Source organism: Mucilaginibacter aquaedulcis (assembly GCF_030409325.1).
GTDB classification, from domain to species: domain Bacteria; phylum Bacteroidota; class Bacteroidia; order Sphingobacteriales; family Sphingobacteriaceae; genus Mucilaginibacter; species Mucilaginibacter aquaedulcis.
Genome location: NZ_JAUFPR010000002.1, coordinates 357998 through 377181, shown reverse-complemented (window position 1 = coordinate 377181; position 19184 = coordinate 357998). Strand labels below are relative to the sequence as shown.

The 19184-nt window shown below is 39.2% G+C and carries 16 protein-coding genes and 1 other RNA gene; 12 read left to right on the top strand and 5 right to left on the bottom strand.

The features are described 5' to 3' along the window. Positions 1-23: 23 nt before the first annotated feature. On the bottom strand, positions 24-1379 hold the full coding sequence (locus QWZ01_RS06135; protein ID WP_290322407.1) for a GH1 family beta-glucosidase: 1356 nt from the start codon (positions 1377-1379) through the stop codon (positions 24-26). Between the two features lie 447 nt (positions 1380-1826). Between QWZ01_RS06135 and QWZ01_RS06130 the strand changes: the two genes are divergently transcribed. From QWZ01_RS06130 to QWZ01_RS06095, 8 genes are all read left to right on the top strand, one after another. Then, a complete protein-coding gene (locus tag QWZ01_RS06130; protein WP_290322406.1) occupies positions 1827-2228 on the top strand; it encodes a hypothetical protein in 402 nt (133 codons plus the stop codon). Beyond that, complete coding sequence (locus tag QWZ01_RS06125; RefSeq protein WP_290322405.1) at positions 2225-2872, top strand: SCO family protein; 648 nt, start codon at positions 2225-2227, stop codon at positions 2870-2872. The genes QWZ01_RS06130 and QWZ01_RS06125 overlap by 4 nt, the downstream gene beginning before the upstream one ends. Next, the gene (locus QWZ01_RS06120; protein WP_290322404.1) at positions 2869-3285 is read left to right on the top strand and encodes a c-type cytochrome; all 417 of its coding nucleotides are present in this window, start codon (positions 2869-2871) and stop codon (positions 3283-3285) included. Before QWZ01_RS06125 ends, QWZ01_RS06120 begins: the two co-directional genes overlap by 4 nt. 64 nt (positions 3286-3349) lie before the next feature. Further along, positions 3350-3747, top strand: an RNA gene (rnpB, locus tag QWZ01_RS06115) — RNase P RNA component class A. A gap of 122 nt (positions 3748-3869) precedes the next feature. After that, positions 3870-5249 (top strand): sigma-54-dependent transcriptional regulator, encoded by a 1380-nt coding sequence (locus tag QWZ01_RS06110; protein ID WP_290322403.1) that lies wholly within the window; start codon positions 3870-3872, stop codon positions 5247-5249. A gap of 91 nt (positions 5250-5340) precedes the next feature. Beyond that, on the top strand, positions 5341-5805 hold the full coding sequence (locus QWZ01_RS06105; protein WP_290322402.1) for a hypothetical protein: 465 nt from the start codon (positions 5341-5343) through the stop codon (positions 5803-5805). Between the two features lie 132 nt (positions 5806-5937). Then, a complete protein-coding gene (lepA, locus tag QWZ01_RS06100) occupies positions 5938-7725 on the top strand; it encodes a translation elongation factor 4 (protein ID WP_290322400.1) in 1788 nt (595 codons plus the stop codon). A gap of 95 nt (positions 7726-7820) precedes the next feature. Then, positions 7821-8702 (top strand): bifunctional 5,10-methylenetetrahydrofolate dehydrogenase/5,10-methenyltetrahydrofolate cyclohydrolase, encoded by an 882-nt coding sequence (locus QWZ01_RS06095; RefSeq protein ID WP_290322399.1) that lies wholly within the window; start codon positions 7821-7823, stop codon positions 8700-8702. A 169-nt stretch (positions 8703-8871) separates the two neighbouring features. Here the strand turns inward: QWZ01_RS06095 and QWZ01_RS06090 are convergent, their stop codons facing one another. Both QWZ01_RS06090 and QWZ01_RS06085 read right to left on the bottom strand, forming a co-directional pair. Next, complete coding sequence (locus QWZ01_RS06090; RefSeq protein WP_290322398.1) at positions 8872-9108, bottom strand: Rieske (2Fe-2S) protein; 237 nt, start codon at positions 9106-9108, stop codon at positions 8872-8874. Positions 9109-9142: 34 nt separating this feature from the next. After that, positions 9143-9907: a hypothetical protein gene (locus QWZ01_RS06085; protein ID WP_290322397.1), complete on the bottom strand. Its 765-nt coding sequence runs from the start codon at positions 9905-9907 to the stop codon at positions 9143-9145. Positions 9908-10108: 201 nt separating this feature from the next. On the opposite strand from QWZ01_RS06085, the gene QWZ01_RS06080 reads away from it, so the two are divergent. Together QWZ01_RS06080 and QWZ01_RS06075 are read left to right on the top strand one after the other, a co-directional pair. Beyond that, positions 10109-10732 carry a 7-carboxy-7-deazaguanine synthase QueE gene (locus tag QWZ01_RS06080; RefSeq protein WP_290322396.1) on the top strand — a complete coding sequence of 208 codons (624 nt, stop codon included), beginning with the start codon at positions 10109-10111 and terminating at the stop codon, positions 10730-10732. A 38-nt stretch (positions 10733-10770) separates the two neighbouring features. Next, the gene (locus QWZ01_RS06075) at positions 10771-12672 is read left to right on the top strand and encodes an OmpA family protein (protein WP_290322395.1); all 1902 of its coding nucleotides are present in this window, start codon (positions 10771-10773) and stop codon (positions 12670-12672) included. A gap of 73 nt (positions 12673-12745) precedes the next feature. Here the strand turns inward: QWZ01_RS06075 and recQ are convergent, their stop codons facing one another. Beyond that, entirely contained in the window at positions 12746-14938 is a 2193-nt protein-coding gene (recQ, locus tag QWZ01_RS06070) for a DNA helicase RecQ (RefSeq protein ID WP_290324581.1), read from the bottom strand. 249 nt (positions 14939-15187) lie between these two features. Between recQ and QWZ01_RS06065 the strand changes: the two genes are divergently transcribed. Next, positions 15188-16273 (top strand): mannose-1-phosphate guanylyltransferase, encoded by a 1086-nt coding sequence (locus QWZ01_RS06065; RefSeq protein ID WP_290322393.1) that lies wholly within the window; start codon positions 15188-15190, stop codon positions 16271-16273. A 131-nt stretch (positions 16274-16404) separates the two neighbouring features. On the opposite strand, the gene rlmB is transcribed toward QWZ01_RS06065, so the two are convergent. After that, positions 16405-17169, bottom strand: coding sequence for a 23S rRNA (guanosine(2251)-2'-O)-methyltransferase RlmB (gene rlmB, locus QWZ01_RS06060; RefSeq protein ID WP_290322392.1), 765 nt, complete (start codon positions 17167-17169; stop codon positions 16405-16407). Between the two features lie 325 nt (positions 17170-17494). Between rlmB and dnaB the strand changes: the two genes are divergently transcribed. Beyond that, positions 17495-19060, top strand: a complete 1566-nt coding sequence (dnaB, locus tag QWZ01_RS06055; protein WP_290322391.1) for a replicative DNA helicase — start codon at positions 17495-17497, stop codon at positions 19058-19060. Positions 19061-19184: the final 124 nt, after the last annotated feature.

Genomic DNA, 19184 nt, shown 5'->3' with positions numbered 1-19184 from the left:
TTTGCATTATGGTATAGTGAATTTTACTTTAAAAATTCACTATACCATAGTCCTGAATCCTTAACAATACGTTTTTGTGTGCTATGATCAACGTGTATTAAACCAAACCGGGGATGATAACCTTCGGCCCATTCAAAGTTATCAGTGAGCGTCCAAACAAAGTAACCATTTATTTTACAACCTTCGTTTTTGGCTTTTAAAACCTGGGCTATATAGTTTTTTAAATACTGGAGACGCTTGCTATCATGAACCTCATCATCGGTAACGGTATCTGGGAAAGCCGCGCCATTTTCAGTAATAATGATGCTTTTGATTTGAGGATATGCATCAAATTTTTTGATCATATTGTAAATAGATGGCGGATAAACCTCCCAGCGCATAGCCGTAAGTTCTACATTTCGGTTCTCGGCCTTCACCATCCGAGCACCTATATATGGAGTAAAAAACGAATATTTTACAATTTCGCGGGTGTAGTTTTGTATTCCTATAAAATCAAAATCAAACCGCATGTTATCCTCATCTCCTGGTTTGATGTATTTCTGTAAGCTTTTCAGCACCGGTAACTCTTTTACAGGATACCCTAAACCCAAAAGCGGCTCAATAAACAATCGGTTTATTAACGCGTCTGCTCTTACAGCAGCGGCTACATCCCGTGGCTTATCCGTAAGGGGTTCAATTTGGGAGCATGAAAATGTGGTACCTATTTGTGCTTCAGGCAAAAGCTCTCGTAATATTTTACCGCCTGCGTTTATGCTTAAAACAACGTGGTGTATGGCAGGAATAAAATTCTTTATACCATTGCGCCCAGGTGCATGGATACCGAAAAAGTAGCCAGCACCGGTAAATACCACAGGTTCATTCATAACCATCCAATGTTTTACACGGTCGCCAAAGCTTTTTGCGCAAAGTGTCACAAATTCGCTAAACCAATCAATAACTTCACGATTTGTCCATCCACCTTTCTGTTCAAGAGTCTGAGGCAGGTCCCAATGATAAATAGTGACCCAAGGCTCAACCTTCTTTGAAATGCAATAATCAATAACCCGATTATAATAATCTATACCAGCTTGATTTATCTGTCCGGTTCCTGAAGGTAGTAAACGTGCCCATGAAATAGAAAATCTGAAGTTAGGAATATTGAGTTGACTGATCAGGTCTATATCTTCCTGGTAACGATTATAAAAATCACAGGAAACCCGGGCATGGTCGGCATTAAGAATTTTACCTTTTTTGGCTGTAAAGGCATCCCATACAGATTCGCCCTTTCCATCAGCGTCATGAGCCCCCTCTATTTGAAAAGCAGCAGTAGATACGCCCCAAATAAAATCTGAGCCAAAAAGTTGTTTGTGAAGTTGTGTATCCTGATCAGTTAGTTCCATTAAATTGAGCTACGCAAAGCCCAAAAATGCGATTATATTTATGAAAGAAAAATTTAACGGATAACTTAATGTATGAAAGATGATTTCATACTCTTCAGGATCATCCACTCCCGGATGCCATTGATAAGCCTTGAAAAAACAGATATTAATTTCATAACTATGCTTTTTGTTGTATAAAGGTAACATAGTGATATATCCTTATTGTAACAGTTATATTATCATAATATTAAACTCAAGATTTTGAAAACAAGTATCTTAGCTTAGCGATTTTCTGATCATTAAAAACAAATTATTATGGCGCTCATATCGTTGGCTGGAATTAAAAATTGCAGATAAATAAACTTTACCAATCATTGACTATAGTTATTCATTTAAGCGTATTAAAAGCTGTGATTTAACCCACATTATTTACAATATTTGCCATTGTTAATACATCAAAAGAAGGACATGAAAAAATACATTTTAACCCTGATAGCCGCCAGTGTGTTATTTAGCTGTGCTGATACAAAAAAGCAGGAAAAATTACTTTTAGACAGCGTAATAGCCATTCATGATAAGGTAATGAGTAGTGATGAGCAATTAATGAAAAATAAGATGGTTCTTGATAGTTTAATTAAGAGCAATCCGAGTGATTCCACTAAGATGTATTTAAAACAAGTTGATGATGCGGATAACGCGATGAGTGATTGGATGCATAAGTTTGATGCCGAAAACAAAGGTAAATCACATCAACAAATTATTGATTACTTAACAGATCAAAAGAAAAGAATCACCGCTATCGACTCGCTGATAAATATAGCTGTTAACAGCTCAAACAAATACTTGAACACAACTATTGCAAAAAAATGAAAAATTTAATAGGCGCTCTTATTATAATCGTACTTTATAGTTCCTGTAAATCAAAAGATCAGGCTAAACTTCCAATTTTAGGAGAGCGCGAACCTGTTACTAAAACTATTGATGGTAAAACTGTTACAGATACTGTGTACTCTACCATACCCGATTTTAAATTCGTAAATCAATATGCCGATACCATTACCGGCAAAAGCCTGAACGGTAAAATATATGTAGCCGATTTTTTCTTTACTACATGCCCATCAATTTGCCCCATAATGCACCGCAATATGCTTAACGTGTATAAGGAATTTAAAAACGATGATAATTTCAGGATCATATCACATTCAATTGATCCGAAGTATGACACCGTTCCTGTATTAAAAAAATATGCTGATAAATTAGGCATCAGTGGAAATACCTGGTGGCTTTTAAATGGCACAAAAGATCAAACTTATCAGATAGCTAAAAATTATTTAGTTTCGGTTCAGGAAAAAAATCCGCAGGGCGAATACATCCATGATGGTTACTTTATCCTGGTAGATAAACAAAAACACCTTCGGGGAACTTATGACGGTACCGACCCTGAACAGGTAACTAAATTGATTGCTGATATAAAAATATTAAAAGCCGAACCTGTTATGACCGTCGCAAAATGAGGTCGTTAATTACCATAATTATTGGTTTAATACTCATCGCTTTGACATTTTCTTGCCAAAGCGATGAGCAAATTGAGTTTAATCGCTACTACTCGGCGGGGACTGCCATATACCAGGCTCATTGTGAAAACTGTCATGGTGAAAAAGGTGAAGGCTTGCAGTCGCTGATACCTCCGTTAACTGATTCAACTTATCTTAAAAACAACAGAACATTATTAACCTGTTATCTTAAAAACGGAATTAAAGGCTCGTTAACCGTGCATGGCCGTGGCTTTGAAGGCGAAATGCCTGCCAGTGATCTCTCCCCTATCGAAATCGCTAAGGTGCTTACCTATGTAACCAATTCATTCGGCAATAAAATGGGGTTAATAAACTTGCAGGAAGTTCAAAACAGCATTGAAAAATGCAAATAGCGTTTTTGAATAGGCAATTCCGGAACCTGTTAATAGCTAATAAAACAAATTCCATATCTTTACACCTGCAAAGCGTTCTATCGCTGCTATCATGAATAGCGGAGGAAAGTCCGGGCAACACAGAGCATCCTGCTTCCTAACGGGAAGGCGCCGGCAGCCGGCGACAGCAAGTGCAACAGAAAATAAACCGCCGCTTCCCGATTTCGATCGCGATGCGGTAAGGGTGAAACCGTGAGGTAAGAGCTCACGACGTTTCCGGGCGACCGGAAATGATGGTAAACCTCAGGAGTTGAAAAACCAAATAGGTCCCGGAAGTGAAGCTGCTCGCTTCCGCATATGTCTTTTAAGACATCACTCCGGGATGGGTAGGTTGTTTAAACCTGTCAGCAATGGCAGGGCCAGATTAATGATAGAAGTTGCCTCAAGGCAATACAGAACCCGGCTTACAGATTTGCTGCTGATTAAATAACCTCTTTCTGCAAACAGGAAGGGGTTATTTTTGTTACAACCCCAAGTGTTTATTTTTCTATACAAAATCTTATATATTAGCGGTTCAACAGACCACCTATTTACTTAATAAAAATATGGCTAAAATTTTAATAATTGATGATGAGCGGTCAATACGTAATACCTTGCGTGAAATACTTGAGTATGAGGACTATGAAGTTGAGGATGTAGACAATGGCGTTGATGGCTTACAACTGATAGAGAAAAAGGATTACGATCTGGTACTGTGCGATATAAAAATGAATCGCATGGATGGCATGGAAGTACTTACTGAAGGACTTGCAATAAAACCCGATCTGCCATTTATTATGATATCTGGCCATGGTACAGTTGAAACAGCCATTGAAGCAAGTAAAAAAGGTGCGTTTGACTTTATATCGAAACCACCTGATTTAAACCGCCTGCTCATTACTGTACGCAACGCGCTTGACCGTGGCAGCCTTGTTGTTGAAGCCAAGGTATTGAAACGTAAAGTTTCAAAGGTTAGGCCTATTTTAGGAAATTCGCAAGCCATTGTAAAAATAAAGGAAACCATTGATCGTGTGGCACCTACTGATGCCCGCGTATTGGTTACCGGTGCAAACGGTAGCGGTAAGGAGTTGGTTGCGCGCTGGTTGCACGAAAAATCAAACCGTTCAAATGCACCTATTATTGAAGTTAACTGCGCCGCTATTCCTTCTGAATTAATTGAGAGTGAATTGTTCGGGCACGAAAAGGGCTCCTTTACATCGGCAATAAAACAACGTATAGGTAAATTTGAATCAGCTAATGGAGGCACCCTTTTTCTTGACGAAATTGGTGACATGAGCCAATCGGCCCAGGCTAAAGTTCTACGGGCTTTGCAGGAAAACAAAATTACCCGTGTAGGTGGCGAAAAAGAGATAGATGTTGATGTTCGGGTTGTAGCGGCAACAAACAAGGATCTGCTTAAAGAAATAGAAGCAGGTAATTTCCGTATGGACCTTTACCATCGCCTCAGCGTTATCCTGATACACGTGCCGCCATTGATTGAACGCAAGGATGATATACCGCTGCTTACCCAAAGTTTTTTGGATGAAATTTGCAATGAATATGGCATGCCGGTTAAAAAAATATCTGATTCTGCTCTTGAAGCGCTTAAATCATTACCGTGGACTGGTAACATCCGTGAGTTGAGAAACATGGTTGAGCGCTTGATCATACTGAGTGATAAAACCATAACAGACAATGATGTAAGGGCATTTGCTAACCCTTCGGCTCCAGTAGCTGCCGGCGGTGAAGGCAATGGTGCAGCACAAACAGATTTTGATCAATTTAATAACTTCCAGGAGTACAAAGACTTTGCAGAGCGTGAATATATTAAATTTAAGCTTGAGAAAAACAACTGGAACGTTTCAAAAACAGCTGATGATATAGATATTCAACGGAGCCATTTGTATAGCAAGATTGAGAAATTTGGTCTGAAGCGAGGAGAGTAACGTTAACTTATTTATTAAAAGCGGATTACTGCAATGTGATCCGCTTTTTTTATTAGCTTAATTTGTTTAAAATTGTTCAAATCAATCACTCATGAAATTAAACCTTTTCTGCATTATTTGCGTTCTTGTCGCAATTACATCCTGTAAACAAAAAGAAACTTCAACCGAACAAAAAGCCGTTCAACCGCTTACAGGTACCTGGCATTTAATATCAAGTAAAAGTATTGCCAAAGGCGATACTACAGTAACTACACCTCCTAAAGACCAGGAAATGGTTAAGATATTCAACGGAAGCGACTTCGCGTTTTTTACACACGACTTAAAAAAGGGCAAAGTAGCTAAACCTGTCTTTGATTCTGGAAGTGGTACTTATAAATTAGAAGGGAATAATTATTCTGAGCATCTCGCTTATTGTAACTACCGCGATTGGGAAAACCGTGATTTTAAATTCACCGTTCAGTTTAAAAATGACACTTTAATTCAAAGTGGTATTGAGAAAATAGATAGCTTAAACATTGATCATGAGATCATTGAAACATATGTAAAGTTACGTTAAGAGCAATCAATAAATTACCAAAATTCGTTAACAAAAAGCGATCGGCCAAAATCTGATCGCTTTTTTGTCTTATAAAGCCAAATAAAACTCTCATTACCAAATCTCATCTTAAAAAGCTATTTTTGCGGTTCAATGGAGCACATTCGTAATTTTTGTATCATAGCACATATTGACCACGGCAAGAGTACTCTTGCTGATAGGTTACTGGAATATACTAACACCATAACACAACGCGAATCGCAAGCGCAACTGCTTGACGATATGGATTTGGAGCGCGAACGCGGTATCACCATAAAAAGTCACGCCATTCAGATGGATTATGAGCTTGATGGCCAAAAATATGTCCTGAACCTTATTGACACACCCGGGCACGTAGATTTTTCGTACGAAGTTTCGCGCTCTATTGCAGCCTGCGAAGGCGCATTACTTATTGTTGATGCTGCACAAGGTATACAGGCCCAGACTATATCAAATCTTTACCTTGCTTTAGAAAACGATCTGGAGATTATTCCGGTATTAAATAAAATGGATCTCCCGGGCGCTATGCCAGAGGAGGTAAAAGACCAAATAGTAGAACTAATTGGTTGTAAACGTGAAGATATTCTTGCAGCATCCGGTAAAACCGGCATGGGCGTACATGATATATTACGTGCCATTGTTGAGCGTGTACCTGCCCCCGTTGGCGATCCTGAAGCTCCGCTTCAAGCATTAATATTTGACTCTGTTTATAATTCTTTCCGCGGTATTGTTGCCTACTTTAAAGTTGTTAACGGAGAGATCCGTAAAGGCGATAAAGTAAAATTCTTTGCTACAGAAAAGCAATATATTGCTGAAGAAGTTGGTACACTAAAGTTAAAACAACAACCTAAAGATGTAATTAAAACCGGAGATGTAGGTTATATCATATCGGGTATAAAAGAATCTCGCGAGGTAAAAGTAGGCGATACTATCACCACTATCACACGCCCGTGCGAAACTGGTATTCAAGGCTTTGAAGAAGTTAAACCAATGGTGTTTGCCGGTATTTATCCGGTTGATACTGAAGATTACGAAGAGTTACGTGAATCTATGGCAAAGCTGCAATTAAATGATGCATCATTGGTATTTGAACCTGAATCATCAGCAGCTTTAGGATTTGGTTTCCGATGCGGCTTCCTCGGAATGTTGCACATGGAGATCATCCAGGAACGCCTGGAACGTGAGTTTGATATGACGGTTATAACTACCGTACCTAACGTATCTTACATGGCCTATTCTACCAGGGGAGAAGAAATTGTGGTAAATAATCCATCAGATCTTCCTGATCCAAGTAAAATTGACCACGTTGAAGAACCATATATCAAAGCAACCATCATTACCAAATCTGAATTTGTGGGTCCGGTAATGTCGCTTTGTATTCAGAAAAGGGGATTTATAAAAAATCAATCTTACCTAACGTCAGACAGGGTTGAGCTTGTATTTGAAATGCCAATGGGTGAAATTGTATTTGATTTCTATGATAAATTAAAAACAATTTCAAAAGGTTACGCTTCATTTGATTATCATCAGATTGGTTACCGTACCAGCGATTTAGTTCGTTTGGACATAAAATTAAACTCAGAACCTGTTGATGCTCTGTCTTCACTGATATTCAGAGGTAACTCTTATGATTTTGGTAAAAAGATCTGTGAGAAATTAAAAGAGCTTTTACCACGTCAGCAATTCGAAATTATTATACAGGCATCCATAGGTGCAAAGATCATTGCCCGCGAAACGGTTAAAGCCTTACGTAAAGATGTTACTGCTAAATGTTACGGTGGTGATATTTCCCGTAAGCGTAAACTATTGGAAAAACAGAAAAAAGGTAAAAAACGCATGCGCCAGGTTGGTAACGTAGAAATACCACAATCGGCATTCATGGCAGTTCTGAAATTAGACTAAGCCCTCAACCCCTGAGGGGGTACGTGATAAGCAGGCTGGGCAAATTATTATAAATTATACACTATCGTTCTCCCTTTAGGGGATTGGGGGTCAATATGCAACTACTCGACGGAAAATACGTATCGGAAAAACTTAAAGTTGAAATAGCTGAAGAAGCGGCTAAGATATTAGAAAGAACAGGCAGGCAGCCGCATTTGGTAGCAGTATTGGTTGGTCATGATGGTGGCAGCGAAACTTACGTAGCCAGCAAAATGAAGAACTGCGAAAAGGTGGGCTTCAAATCAACGCTTGTTCGCTACGAAGATGATGTAACTGAAGAAGAATTGCTAAAAAAAGTAGAGGAATTGAACGCTGACGCTGATATTGATGGGATCATTGTTCAATTGCCGCTTCCGAAGCATATCGATCCTGAAAAAGTAACCGAGCGCATTGATCACCGTAAAGATGTTGATGGTTTTCACCCGGTAAACCTTGGCCGTATGCAGCGCAATTTACCATCTTTTATACCTGCTACTCCATACGGCATTACGCTCATGCTTAAAGAATATGGCATTGATACAGTAGGAAAACATTGTGTAGTGGTAGGCCGCAGTAACATTGTAGGTTCACCAATGAGTATATTAATGGCGCGTAATACCACTCCGGGTAACTGTACAGTTACCATTTGCCATAGCCGTACACCAGATATTAAAAGCATAACGCTACAGGCAGATATTCTGATTGTTGCAATAGGTAAAAAGAATTTCATTACTGCCGATATGGTGAAAGATGGTGTGGTGGTAGTTGATGTGGGTATGAACCGCGAAACCTCTGCCCTAACCAAATCGGGCTATAAGCTGTATGGCGATGTTGATTTTGAAAACGTAGCTCCAAAATCATCATGGATAACCCCAGTACCGGGGGGCGTTGGTTTAATGACCATTATCGGTCTGCTGAAAAATACTCTGGCTTCGGCCAATAAAGAAGTTTATCAATAAATGAACTGATTATTTCTCCGGGTTGAATATATTGAACAAAGTTACCAAGTCATATATTCAACCCAGTAAATTGCTTTTTGTCTACCCTCCTCTGAGTTTCTCCCAAAGAGATTTTACACCTATATAAATATCATCACCTTCTACGTTGACGGAATAGGTTGTTATAAAATCATTTTGGCCTTTTCCCCGTTTCCAAATCATAAGTATAGCGATGAAACGGACAAACAATTTTACCTTGTACACATATCCCCTCGCTTAAATCTGCACCGGCATGTGGGCAAATAGATGAAAGTGCGTAAATATTTCCCTTAAAACCTACCAAACAAATACTTTTACCACCAGCCTTTACTTTGGTAATAAAGGGCTGATCTGTAAATTGTATATCCAGAATTTTATACCACTTCATTATAACTTGGAAATATAGATCTGGAAGACTAATCTCAAAAATCGATTTTCAAATTCATTACCGATGGGTTTTTGATCACCTCGTCCATACTGGTAACCAATGTTACACTCTTTCTGTCGGCAGATAAGATTGCCTTTGAATTATTTAATTTCTTCACAGGCTTCGCGAATTTCAGGATCACTTTGTATGGCATATCAATGAGCATTGCTTTGGCCATCATAAAGGTTGATTGAGTTTTCTTTAAAAAGGCATTGAATTTCGCCTTGTCAATTATTCGGTAAAACTTATGTGGGGTAATATCGTACGAGTAATAATCCTGCCCTGCTACCATCTGCCTGGCATCAAATGTTTTGGATGCTTTGTCAGGGCTTGTAAAGGCATTGATGCGGCTGTTAAGCGCTATTTTAGAAAGATTTTGAAGATAGTATTGAAGGTCGGCAGCATTTTTTGCTACATGAGTGATATTAACCTTCATGATACTCTTTTTAAGATTCATATTAACAGAAAGATCGCTGCTTTTAGCCATATTGATCTCTTCAATACTCATTTTCTGTTGAGTGCTATCGGGCATAGCACTATAAAAATTGAGTGTTGTATCTTTTACGAGGCTAAATTGAGGGGTTTCTTTCAGGGAGTCTGACATCAGGTTTACCAAAACCGAAACCGCTTTACTCATATCAAAACCATAAACAACATTACAACTGCCATCGGTTTTAAAATCATATTGTTCTTCTATATCTACACAAGAACTCAAGCAAAGCATCACTAAAAACGTAAGAAGAACATAGAGTTTTTTCATGGCTTAAGGTTTTCTTACTACTCAGACTTTCATGATATGGTTTACAACGACAAATTTAATTGCCGCAATATAAGGTTTGATAATTAAAGTAATAATAAAAATTATTAACGACAATAAAAAACACAAAAGCAAAAACGTTTACCTTACGCTTACCATTCGTGTTCATGCTTTCGGCTTAAATAGGTACCTTTGCGAAATATTATGGCACACCAGATTCCAGACGACGGCACGCTGCTTCCACTAATGGAAGAATTTTATACTATACAAGGCGAGGGTTACAATACGGGTAAAGCAGCTTATTTTATACGACTTGGCGGCTGCGATGTTGGCTGCCATTGGTGTGATGTTAAGGAAAGCTGGGATGCAGAGTTACATCCGCTAACTTCTGCTGATCAGATTGTTACTAATGCTTCAGTACACCCCTCAAAAGCGGTTGTGGTAACCGGTGGTGAACCCCTGATTTATAATCTAAATTATCTTACTGATCAATTGCATGATAAAGGAATCAAGACCTTTATTGAAACATCTGGTGCCTACCCACTTTCGGGCGATTGGGACTGGATCTGTTTATCACCTAAAAAATTTAAAGCTCCTATACCTCACGTGGCAGAACATGCTCATGAATTAAAGGTCATAGTTTTCAATAAATCTGATTTTGAGTGGGCAGAATATCATGCTAAAATGGTTTCTCCCGATTGTAAACTATATTTACAACCCGAGTGGTCGAAGTCAAAAGAAATGACCCCATTAATAGTTGATTACGTGATGAATAACCCGCAATGGGAAATATCTTTGCAAACACATAAATATTTGAATATCCCCTAATATTTGTAACTTACGATATAAATTATCCTAAGTTATTGATGAAAATTGTAATCTTCCTGATTGTATCAATTTTTTTCTCTGTTACCGCATGGTCACAGCAAAGCTCATATACTACTTCAAACAAGGATGCAATAAAGTATTTTGCCGAAGCTAATCAAAACATTGACGATCACTTATACGACGATGCCATTAATAATCTTCAGAAAGCCATTCATGAAGATCAAAAATTTGTAGAGGCACGCGTACAACTGGCAGACGTATATCGCTTAAAGCATCAGTATAAGCCGGCCATTGAACAGTATCTTAAAGTAATAGCTCTTAGCCCCGATTTTAATAGATCTGTATATCTTAAAATTGGTGAAATTGAAATATATGAAGCACAGTATGTGCAGGCTCAGCAACACCTTGAAAAATACCTGACCTATCCTGGCATCACTCCTCAAAATACTTCATTTGCTCAAAAACTTATTACTGATGCAAAATTCAGTATTCAGGCTGTGCAACATCCTGTGGCTTTCAAACCGGTAAACATGGGCCCCGAAATCAATACTGCTAATGATGAATATTTGCCTGTAGCTACTGCTGATGAAAGCATGTTGATATTTACCCGTAAGATCAATAACAACGAGGATTTTTATAAAAGCAGTTATAACAATGGTAAATGGCAAACCGCCAGTTATCTTAGCGACCAGATAAATACAGATAAATACAACGAAGGAGCTCAATCTGTATCACAGGATGGTAAATACCTTTTTTTTACAGGTTGTAATCGTCCTGATGGAATGGGTAGGTGTGATATTTATATTGCTCAGAAAAATGATGATGATTGGGGTAAACCGGTAGATTTGAATGCACCAGTAAATACACCCGGATGGGAATCACAGCCATCTATTAGTGCCGACGGACGTACACTTTATTTTGTGAGCAACCGCGCAGGTGGTTATGGCGGTTATGACATTTGGAAATCAACACTTACAGACAAAGGATGGGGTAAGCCCGAGAATCTTGGCCCTAATATAAATACCCCTTACAACGAACAATCGCCTTTTATTCATCCCGATGATAGCACACTTTATTTTAGTTCAAATGGCTGGCCGGGACTTGGAAATAAAGATATTTTCGTAAGCAGACTTAGCAAGGATGGCACGTGGCAGAAACCGGAAAATTTGGGGTATCCTATTAACTCCAATGGCGATGAGAACGGCCTTTCATTAACAGCAAATGGAAATTATGCTTTTTTCGCGTCAGATAACCTGAATGGCTTTGGTGGATATGACATCTACACTTTTGAACTTCCGGTGAATGTACGGCCTCACCTGGTAACTTACATTAAAGGTACTGTGCGTGATGCTACGAGCAACACACCCATTGAAGCGATCATTGAGATCATTGACCTCCAAACTAACCAGCCAGTTTACCAGGATTATAGCAATGAAAATGATGGTGGTTTTTTGGCTACGCTTACTTCAGGCAAAAATTACGGGATTAACATTTCAAAAAGTGGTTACATGTTTTATTCTGAAAACTTTTCATTAGTAGGTTATAAAACCAAAAATCCATTTAATATATCAGTTTCCTTATCACCTATTGACGTTGGGGGCAAGGTAATACTTAAAAACATCTTTTTTGATACCAATAAATCTGATCTCGAATCAGAATCAAAAGCCGAACTCCAGAAACTAATTGAATTTTTGACCGTGAATCCTGCAGTACATATTGAAATCTCTGGCCATACAGATAATGTGGGTACTGTACAAATCAATCAAACGTTATCAGAAAATCGTGCCAAATCTGTTTACCAGTATCTGGTGAATAAAGGTATAGCCAATTCCCGCCTGGTTTATAAAGGTTACGGAGAAACACAACCAATTGCTCCTAATGATTCCGATGATAATCGTGCTAAGAATCGTCGTACGGAATTTAAGATTATATCTAAATGATAATAATAGAGGTCATAAAAAAAGCTTTTAGATTAAACCTAAAAGCTTTTAGTCCTATTTTAAAAATAAAGATTTAGTTCCCCATTTCTGACATAAACTTGATACGCATCAGTTGTACTTCTTCACGGGTATAATCATCATTACCTAACTCGGCCAAAGCATCATCGATAGAATCAGCTTCAGCAGTGCGGAAATAATCAAATACCTCTTCCTGTTTATCTTCATCAATCACCTCGTCTATATAATAATTCAGGTTAAGCTTTGTACCTGAGTTAACTATTGTTTCCACCTCTTTTAATATCTCTTCGTAGGTAAGCCCTTTTGATGCTGCTATATCATCCAAGTTTAAATGACGATCAATATTTTGGATAATGAAAACTTTAAGTGCCGATTTATTAGCCGCGCTTTTGATCACCATATCAACCGGACGATCAATATCGTTATCCTCTACATATTTTTGTATCAGATCGGTAAATGGTTTACCAAATTTTGAAGCTTTACCAGCACCGACTCCCGAAATCTGTTTCAGCTCCTCAGTAGTAACAGGATAATGCGTACACATTTCCTCCAACGATGGATCCTGGAAAATCACAAAAGGTGGTAAGCCTTTTTGTTTAGCCAGTTTCTTACGCAGATCTTTAAGCATTTGCAACAGCTGGGTATCAAGCGCTCCTCCACCCTGTTTAGGGCCATCTGCGTCATCATCGTCGTCTATAATTTCTATTACCTTGTTCAGTATAAAACGGATGCTGTGTGGATTATCAATAAAGGAATTACCGGTTTTAGTTAATCTTAATAAGCCATACTGATCAATATCTTTTGAAAGATAGTTATTCAGTAACGCCTGCCTCAAAAGAGAATTCCAAAGGTTTTTACCTTGCTCCTTACCCGATCCATAATAATCAAGCAGATCATGCTGATAGTTCTTGATTTGGGCTGTCTCCTCACCCATTAGTATGCTGATGATATGGTGATCGTCAAATTTTTCACCAATATGTCTGATAAGGCTTAAAGCTTTGTGCAGATGCTCTTCGCCGTCAAAATGATCCTTATGGCCACAGCAATTATCACACATATTGTTACAGCCAGCCTCGTTAAAGTTTTCGCCGAAATAATGTAATAACTGTTTACGGCGGCACACTGAAGATTCGCAATAATCAATAACCTCTTTTAATATCTGAGTACCTATTTCGCGTTCAGCAACAGGCTTATCTTTCATAAACTTCTGCAGCTTATCAATATCCTTTTCAGAATAAAACGCCACACATACGCCTTCACCACCATCACGGCCGGCTCTGCCTGTTTCCTGGTAATAACCTTCCATGCTCTTAGGTACATCGTGGTGTATCACGTAGCGCACATCGGGTTTATCTATACCCATACCAAAGGCAATCGTTGCCACAATTACCTCTACATCTTCCATCAGGAATTTGTCCTGGGTTTCAGCACGTACCTTAGGGTCTAATCCGGCATGATATGGAAGAGCCCTAACACCATTAAGATTAAGTGCCTCAGCTACTTCTTCAACTTTTTTACGGCTTAAGCAATATATAATTCCCGACTTTCCCTGGTTTTGTTTTACAAATTTCACGATCTCCTTAATTACGTTACGTTTTGCGCGTACTTCGTAAAAAAGGTTGGAGCGGTTAAATGATGATTTATAAACAGTAGCATTGTTCATTTGCAGGTTTTTCTGTATATCCTGCTGAACTTTTGGAGTGGCCGTAGCTGTTAATGCAATGATTGGAATATTTTCGCCGATATTACTGATCACCTGACGTATTTTGCGATACTCGGGCCTGAAGTCGTGTCCCCATTCTGAAATACAATGCGCTTCATCAACCGCCACAAAGGATACTTGGTTAAGGCGTAAAAAATCAATATTTTCCTGTTTGGTTAATGACTCTGGAGCTACGTATAATAATTTTGTTTTTCCGCCCAGCACGTCTTCCTTAACGCGGGCTATATCTGATTTTGTAAGTGATGAATTTAAAAAATGGGCTATACTATCTGACCCTCCAAAGGCCCTTAACTGATCAACCTGATTTTTCATCAAAGCTATCAGTGGTGAAATTACTATTGCAGTACCCTCGCTCATTAACGCGGGTAGTTGGTAACACATTGATTTTCCGCCGCCGGTTGGCATAATTACAAACGTATCATTACCGGCCAGGATGTTAGTTATAATCGCTTCTTGCTCCCCTTTAAAGTTGTCGAATCCGAAAAAATTCTGGAGATTATCAAATAACGACTTCTTAGTTTCTATCATTATATTAACTTGATCTTGAATTGTATTAAAAGTTTAAAGTAACAAAAATTTATGATTAAACGATGGATTTACTTTTAAATTTTATACAAATATGATTATTAAATGAAAAACAATTTCGCGCATTTGGGTATTTAAATTGCGAACAAATCATGTATTAAATTATTTAGTTTTATTTAATGTATTATTAACAGATTATTGTACAATTTTAACATGGCTAAAACCAAATAAAAACTCTTTTTTACCTCCATGAATAAAAACAATTATGCGATCATCATGGCCGGTGGTATCGGCAGCAGATTTTGGCCCATCAGCCGTTCATCGCATCCTAAACAATTTATAGACATCTTAGGAACAGGAAAAACTTTGATTCAAAACACCTATGAACGTTTCCTGAAAGTATGCCCTCCTGAAAACATATACATTGTAACCAATGAGAATTACACCAAACTGGTAAAAAGCCAGCTCCCTGATATAGGCGAACAGCAGATCCTCACCGAACCGGTGATGCGCAATACGGCCCCCTGCGTGGCCTACGGCTGTTTTAAAATAGAAACACTGAACCCTGATGCCGTGATCGTGGTGGCCCCGTCTGATCAGCAGATCCTGGATGAGGAAGCCTTTGTACACGCCATTGAAAAATCACTGGAAACGGCGGCAAGTTCCGAAAGCCTGATCACCCTGGGCATCAAACCATCGCGTCCGGATACGGGCTATGGTTATATACAGTACACCGATCATGTGATCAATGATGATTTTCATAAGGTAAAAACCTTTACCGAGAAACCCACGCTGGAGATAGCCCGCACGTTTATACAAAGCGGCGACTTTTTATGGAACGCGGGGATCTTTGTATGGTCGGCCAAAGCCATTGTCAAAGCTTTTGGCCAGCACCTGCCCGAGATGCATGAAATATTTGCCGAAGCCCGTCCGGTATACAATACCGAGAACGAGAAGGCTCATATCCACAAAGCTTACCAGCACTGCATCAACATATCGATAGATTATGGCATCATGGAAAAGGCGGACAATGTGTACGTACTGCCATCGGCCTTTGGCTGGAGCGACCTGGGTACCTGGGCCTCTATCTATGACCTGGCCGAGAAGGATTATGTAGGCAACGCGGTGATCCCTTCAGAAAAAGTGATCATGTATGATTCATCGAACTGCATGGTGAATGTACCCGGCGAAAAGCTGGTGATATTGCAGGGTCTGCATGATTTTATCGTGGTAGAATCAAACAATACCCTGCTCATCTGCCCGCGCGATCAGGAACAGAATGTGAAACAGGTGGTAGCCGATGTGAAGAACAAGTTCGGGGCCAAGTATATTTAGCCAAGCCCCCCAGCCCCCTGAAGGGGGAGTTTTGAAAACCTTATTCATTAAAAAGGCCAGCTTCTAAAAGCTGGCCTTTTTATATTTTTGTGCCCTGCAAATCAAAAAGCTCCCCCTTCAGGGGGCTGGGGCTAACTCAAGCCTCTTTGTCTTATAGCTTCATACAATATCACACCGGTTGATACAGATACGTTAAGTGATTCAATTTCACCAAACATTGGAATCTTGGCCAAATGGTCAGATATACGGATAATTTCGTTTCGGATACCATCCTCCTCCGAGCCCATAATGATGGCGGTTGGAGCAGTATAATCAGGTACATAAATATCATCCTGGGTTTTTTCGGTACAGGAAACTAATTGCAACCCTGACTCCTGCAAAAACTTAACTGTTTGCATAAAATTATCGTGACGGCAAACAGGGATTTTATATAGCGCACCTGCTGACGTTTTAATAGCATCAGGGTTTATCTGAGCCGAACCTTTAGCCGGAATAACAATAGCATGCACACCAGCACATTCAGCGGTACGGGCAATAGCGCCCATGTTGCGTACATCTGTAATTGAATCTAAAACAAGTACAAGCGGCACTTCTCCTTTTTCAAATACCTCTGGAATAATGTTCTCTATCTTTTGATAAATGATCGGCGAAATAAATGCCACAGCACCCTGATGATTTTTAGGTGTTAAGCGATTGAGTTTTTCAACCGGTACCTGCTGAGCGGTAATATTGTATTCTGTCAACAGCGCTTTTAGCTCATGAGATAAGCCGCCGCCAATGCCCCTTTGAATATATAAAGCCTCAATTTCTTTTCCCGAGGTTATGGCCTCCATAATAGCCCTGATACCAAAAACCATTTGGTTGCTTTCGCGCTGAGGTCTGGAATTAAATGTCATTTGTTACGATCTGATATTTTGCAAAAGTAGCTATATTAATTGATTAAGCACTTATTGAACTGAAGCAGCGTTTGGGTTCTATCTAAATAATTAACATTTGCTGAGTTTATTAACATTGTTATAAATTATTGATTTACAATAGTTAAATTAGGATATTAACACTTTATCAACACAGTGTGTTAATTACGGAGTTATAGTTAACACAAACTGTTAATTATAAATACTCAAAATTATATGGTTGTTAATGTTTGAGTTAAACCACAAAAACAGGTGTTAGCGCTTTACTAAACAATTCAAAAGTTATTTTGTATATTTTTGTTGCCTTATGAATTTCGAGAACGACAGCCTACAAAACAAACCCAATACCAACGACCGCCGAAGCCGATTCACAGCACCAAATCCCTATTCCGGACTTGGGAAACTTCCGCCCCAAGCAACGGATTTGGAAGAAGCTGTTTTAGGTGCTCTCATGCTCGAAAAAGACGCGCTATCATCTGTTATAGATGTTTTAAAGCCCGAAGTTTTTTATCGCGACAACCATCAGAAAATATTTGCCGCAATAAAGCAACTATTTGAAAAATCTTCTCCGGTTGATATCCTGACAGTTACTGCCGAATTACGCAAACAAGGTGAACTGGAAATGATTGGCGGTGCATATTATATTACTGAGCTTACCAGCCGCGTGGCATCTGCTGCCAATATTGAGTTTCACGCACGTATCATTATTCAAAAATTCATTCAACGTGAATTGATCCGCATATCAACTGAGGTTATTCAAAGTGCTTATGAAGATACTTCTGATGTGCTTGACCTGCTTGACAAGGCCGAAAAAAATCTTTTTGAGATTGCTCAGAGTAACCTGCGTCGCGATGCGCGTAAAATGGACGATCTGGTACATGAGGCATTAAAAGATATTGAAGCGCTTAAAGATAAAAAGGACGGTCTTACCGGGGTACCTTCAGGTTTCACCAACCTTGACCGTATGACATCCGGTTGGCAAAAATCAGACTTAGTGATCATTGCCGCACGTCCGGCGATGGGTAAAACGGCCTTCGTATTAAGCTGTGCGCGTAACGCGGCGGTTGATTTTGATAAGCCGGTTGTGGTGTTCTCGCTCGAGATGTCGTCTGTTCAGTTAGTAAATCGTCTGATATCTGGTGAAACCGAAATTGAACAGGAAAAGATTCGTAAAGGAACTCTGGAAGAGTGGGAATGGCAGCAAATACACTCCAAGATAGGCAGACTTGAACAAGCTACACTAATTATCGACGATACTCCTGCCCTGAATATTTTTGAGTTCAGAGCCAAATGCCGTCGTTTAAAATCTCAGCATGATATTCAACTCATCATCATTGACTACTTACAATTGATGCATGGGAAGGGTGAAGGAAAAGCAGGCGGTGGTAACCGTGAGCAGGAAATTGGTAGTATATCAAGGGCATTAAAATCAGTAGCAAAAGAGCTTAACGTACCTGTGATTGCCCTGTCGCAATTGAGCCGTGCTGTAGAAACCAGGCCAGGTAACTCTAAAAGGCCAATGCTTTCAGATTTACGTGAGTCTGGTTCTATTGAGCAGGATGCAGATATGGTACTATTCCTTTACCGTCCTGAATATTATGGCTTAACAGAAGATGAAGATGGTAATCCAACAAATAACGTTGGTGAAGTAATTATAGCTAAACACCGTAACGGTGAAACAGGTACCGTACGATTGAAATTCGTAGGTAAATATGTAAAGTTTGCCAATCTCGAAGAGGATATGCAGGGCTTCCCTCCTGCTGCAGGCAACGCTTTTTCGGGCCTTGCGCCATCCCAAGATTTTGAAAAACAAAGCAATTTCATTATTCGCCCATCAAGAATGGATGATATTGATGACGAACCACCTTTTTAGCCCCCCGACCCCCTAAAGAGGGAGCTTTAAAAATCTTATTCATTAAAAGAGTCGGCTTTTTGAAGCTGACTTTTTTAATTTTAGAACCATGCAAATCAAAAATACTCCCCCTTTAGGGGGTCGG

Bases quoted from the DNA above. Each gene is read 5' to 3' on its own strand.
- QWZ01_RS06135 (WP_290322407.1), bottom strand. From the start codon at position 1,379: ATGGAACTAACTGATCAGGATACACAACTTCACAAACAACTTTTTGGC.
- rlmB (WP_290322392.1), bottom strand. From the start codon at position 17,169: ATGACATTTAATTCCAGACCTCAGCGCGAAAGCAACCAAATGGTTTTT.
- QWZ01_RS06075 (WP_290322395.1), top strand. From the start codon at position 10,771: ATGAAAATTGTAATCTTCCTGATTGTATCAATTTTTTTCTCTGTTACC.
- QWZ01_RS06120 (WP_290322404.1), top strand. From the start codon at position 2,869: ATGAGGTCGTTAATTACCATAATTATTGGTTTAATACTCATCGCTTTG.
- QWZ01_RS06080 (WP_290322396.1), top strand. From the start codon at position 10,109: ATGGCACACCAGATTCCAGACGACGGCACGCTGCTTCCACTAATGGAA.
- dnaB (WP_290322391.1), top strand. From the start codon at position 17,495: ATGAATTTCGAGAACGACAGCCTACAAAACAAACCCAATACCAACGAC.
- QWZ01_RS06095 (WP_290322399.1), top strand. From the start codon at position 7,821: ATGCAACTACTCGACGGAAAATACGTATCGGAAAAACTTAAAGTTGAA.
- QWZ01_RS06130 (WP_290322406.1), top strand. From the start codon at position 1,827: ATGAAAAAATACATTTTAACCCTGATAGCCGCCAGTGTGTTATTTAGC.
- lepA (WP_290322400.1), top strand. From the start codon at position 5,938: ATGGAGCACATTCGTAATTTTTGTATCATAGCACATATTGACCACGGC.
- QWZ01_RS06125 (WP_290322405.1), top strand. From the start codon at position 2,225: ATGAAAAATTTAATAGGCGCTCTTATTATAATCGTACTTTATAGTTCC.
- QWZ01_RS06090 (WP_290322398.1), bottom strand. From the start codon at position 9,108: ATGAAGTGGTATAAAATTCTGGATATACAATTTACAGATCAGCCCTTT.
- QWZ01_RS06105 (WP_290322402.1), top strand. From the start codon at position 5,341: ATGAAATTAAACCTTTTCTGCATTATTTGCGTTCTTGTCGCAATTACA.
- QWZ01_RS06110 (WP_290322403.1), top strand. From the start codon at position 3,870: ATGGCTAAAATTTTAATAATTGATGATGAGCGGTCAATACGTAATACC.
- QWZ01_RS06085 (WP_290322397.1), bottom strand. From the start codon at position 9,907: ATGAAAAAACTCTATGTTCTTCTTACGTTTTTAGTGATGCTTTGCTTG.
- QWZ01_RS06065 (WP_290322393.1), top strand. From the start codon at position 15,188: ATGAATAAAAACAATTATGCGATCATCATGGCCGGTGGTATCGGCAGC.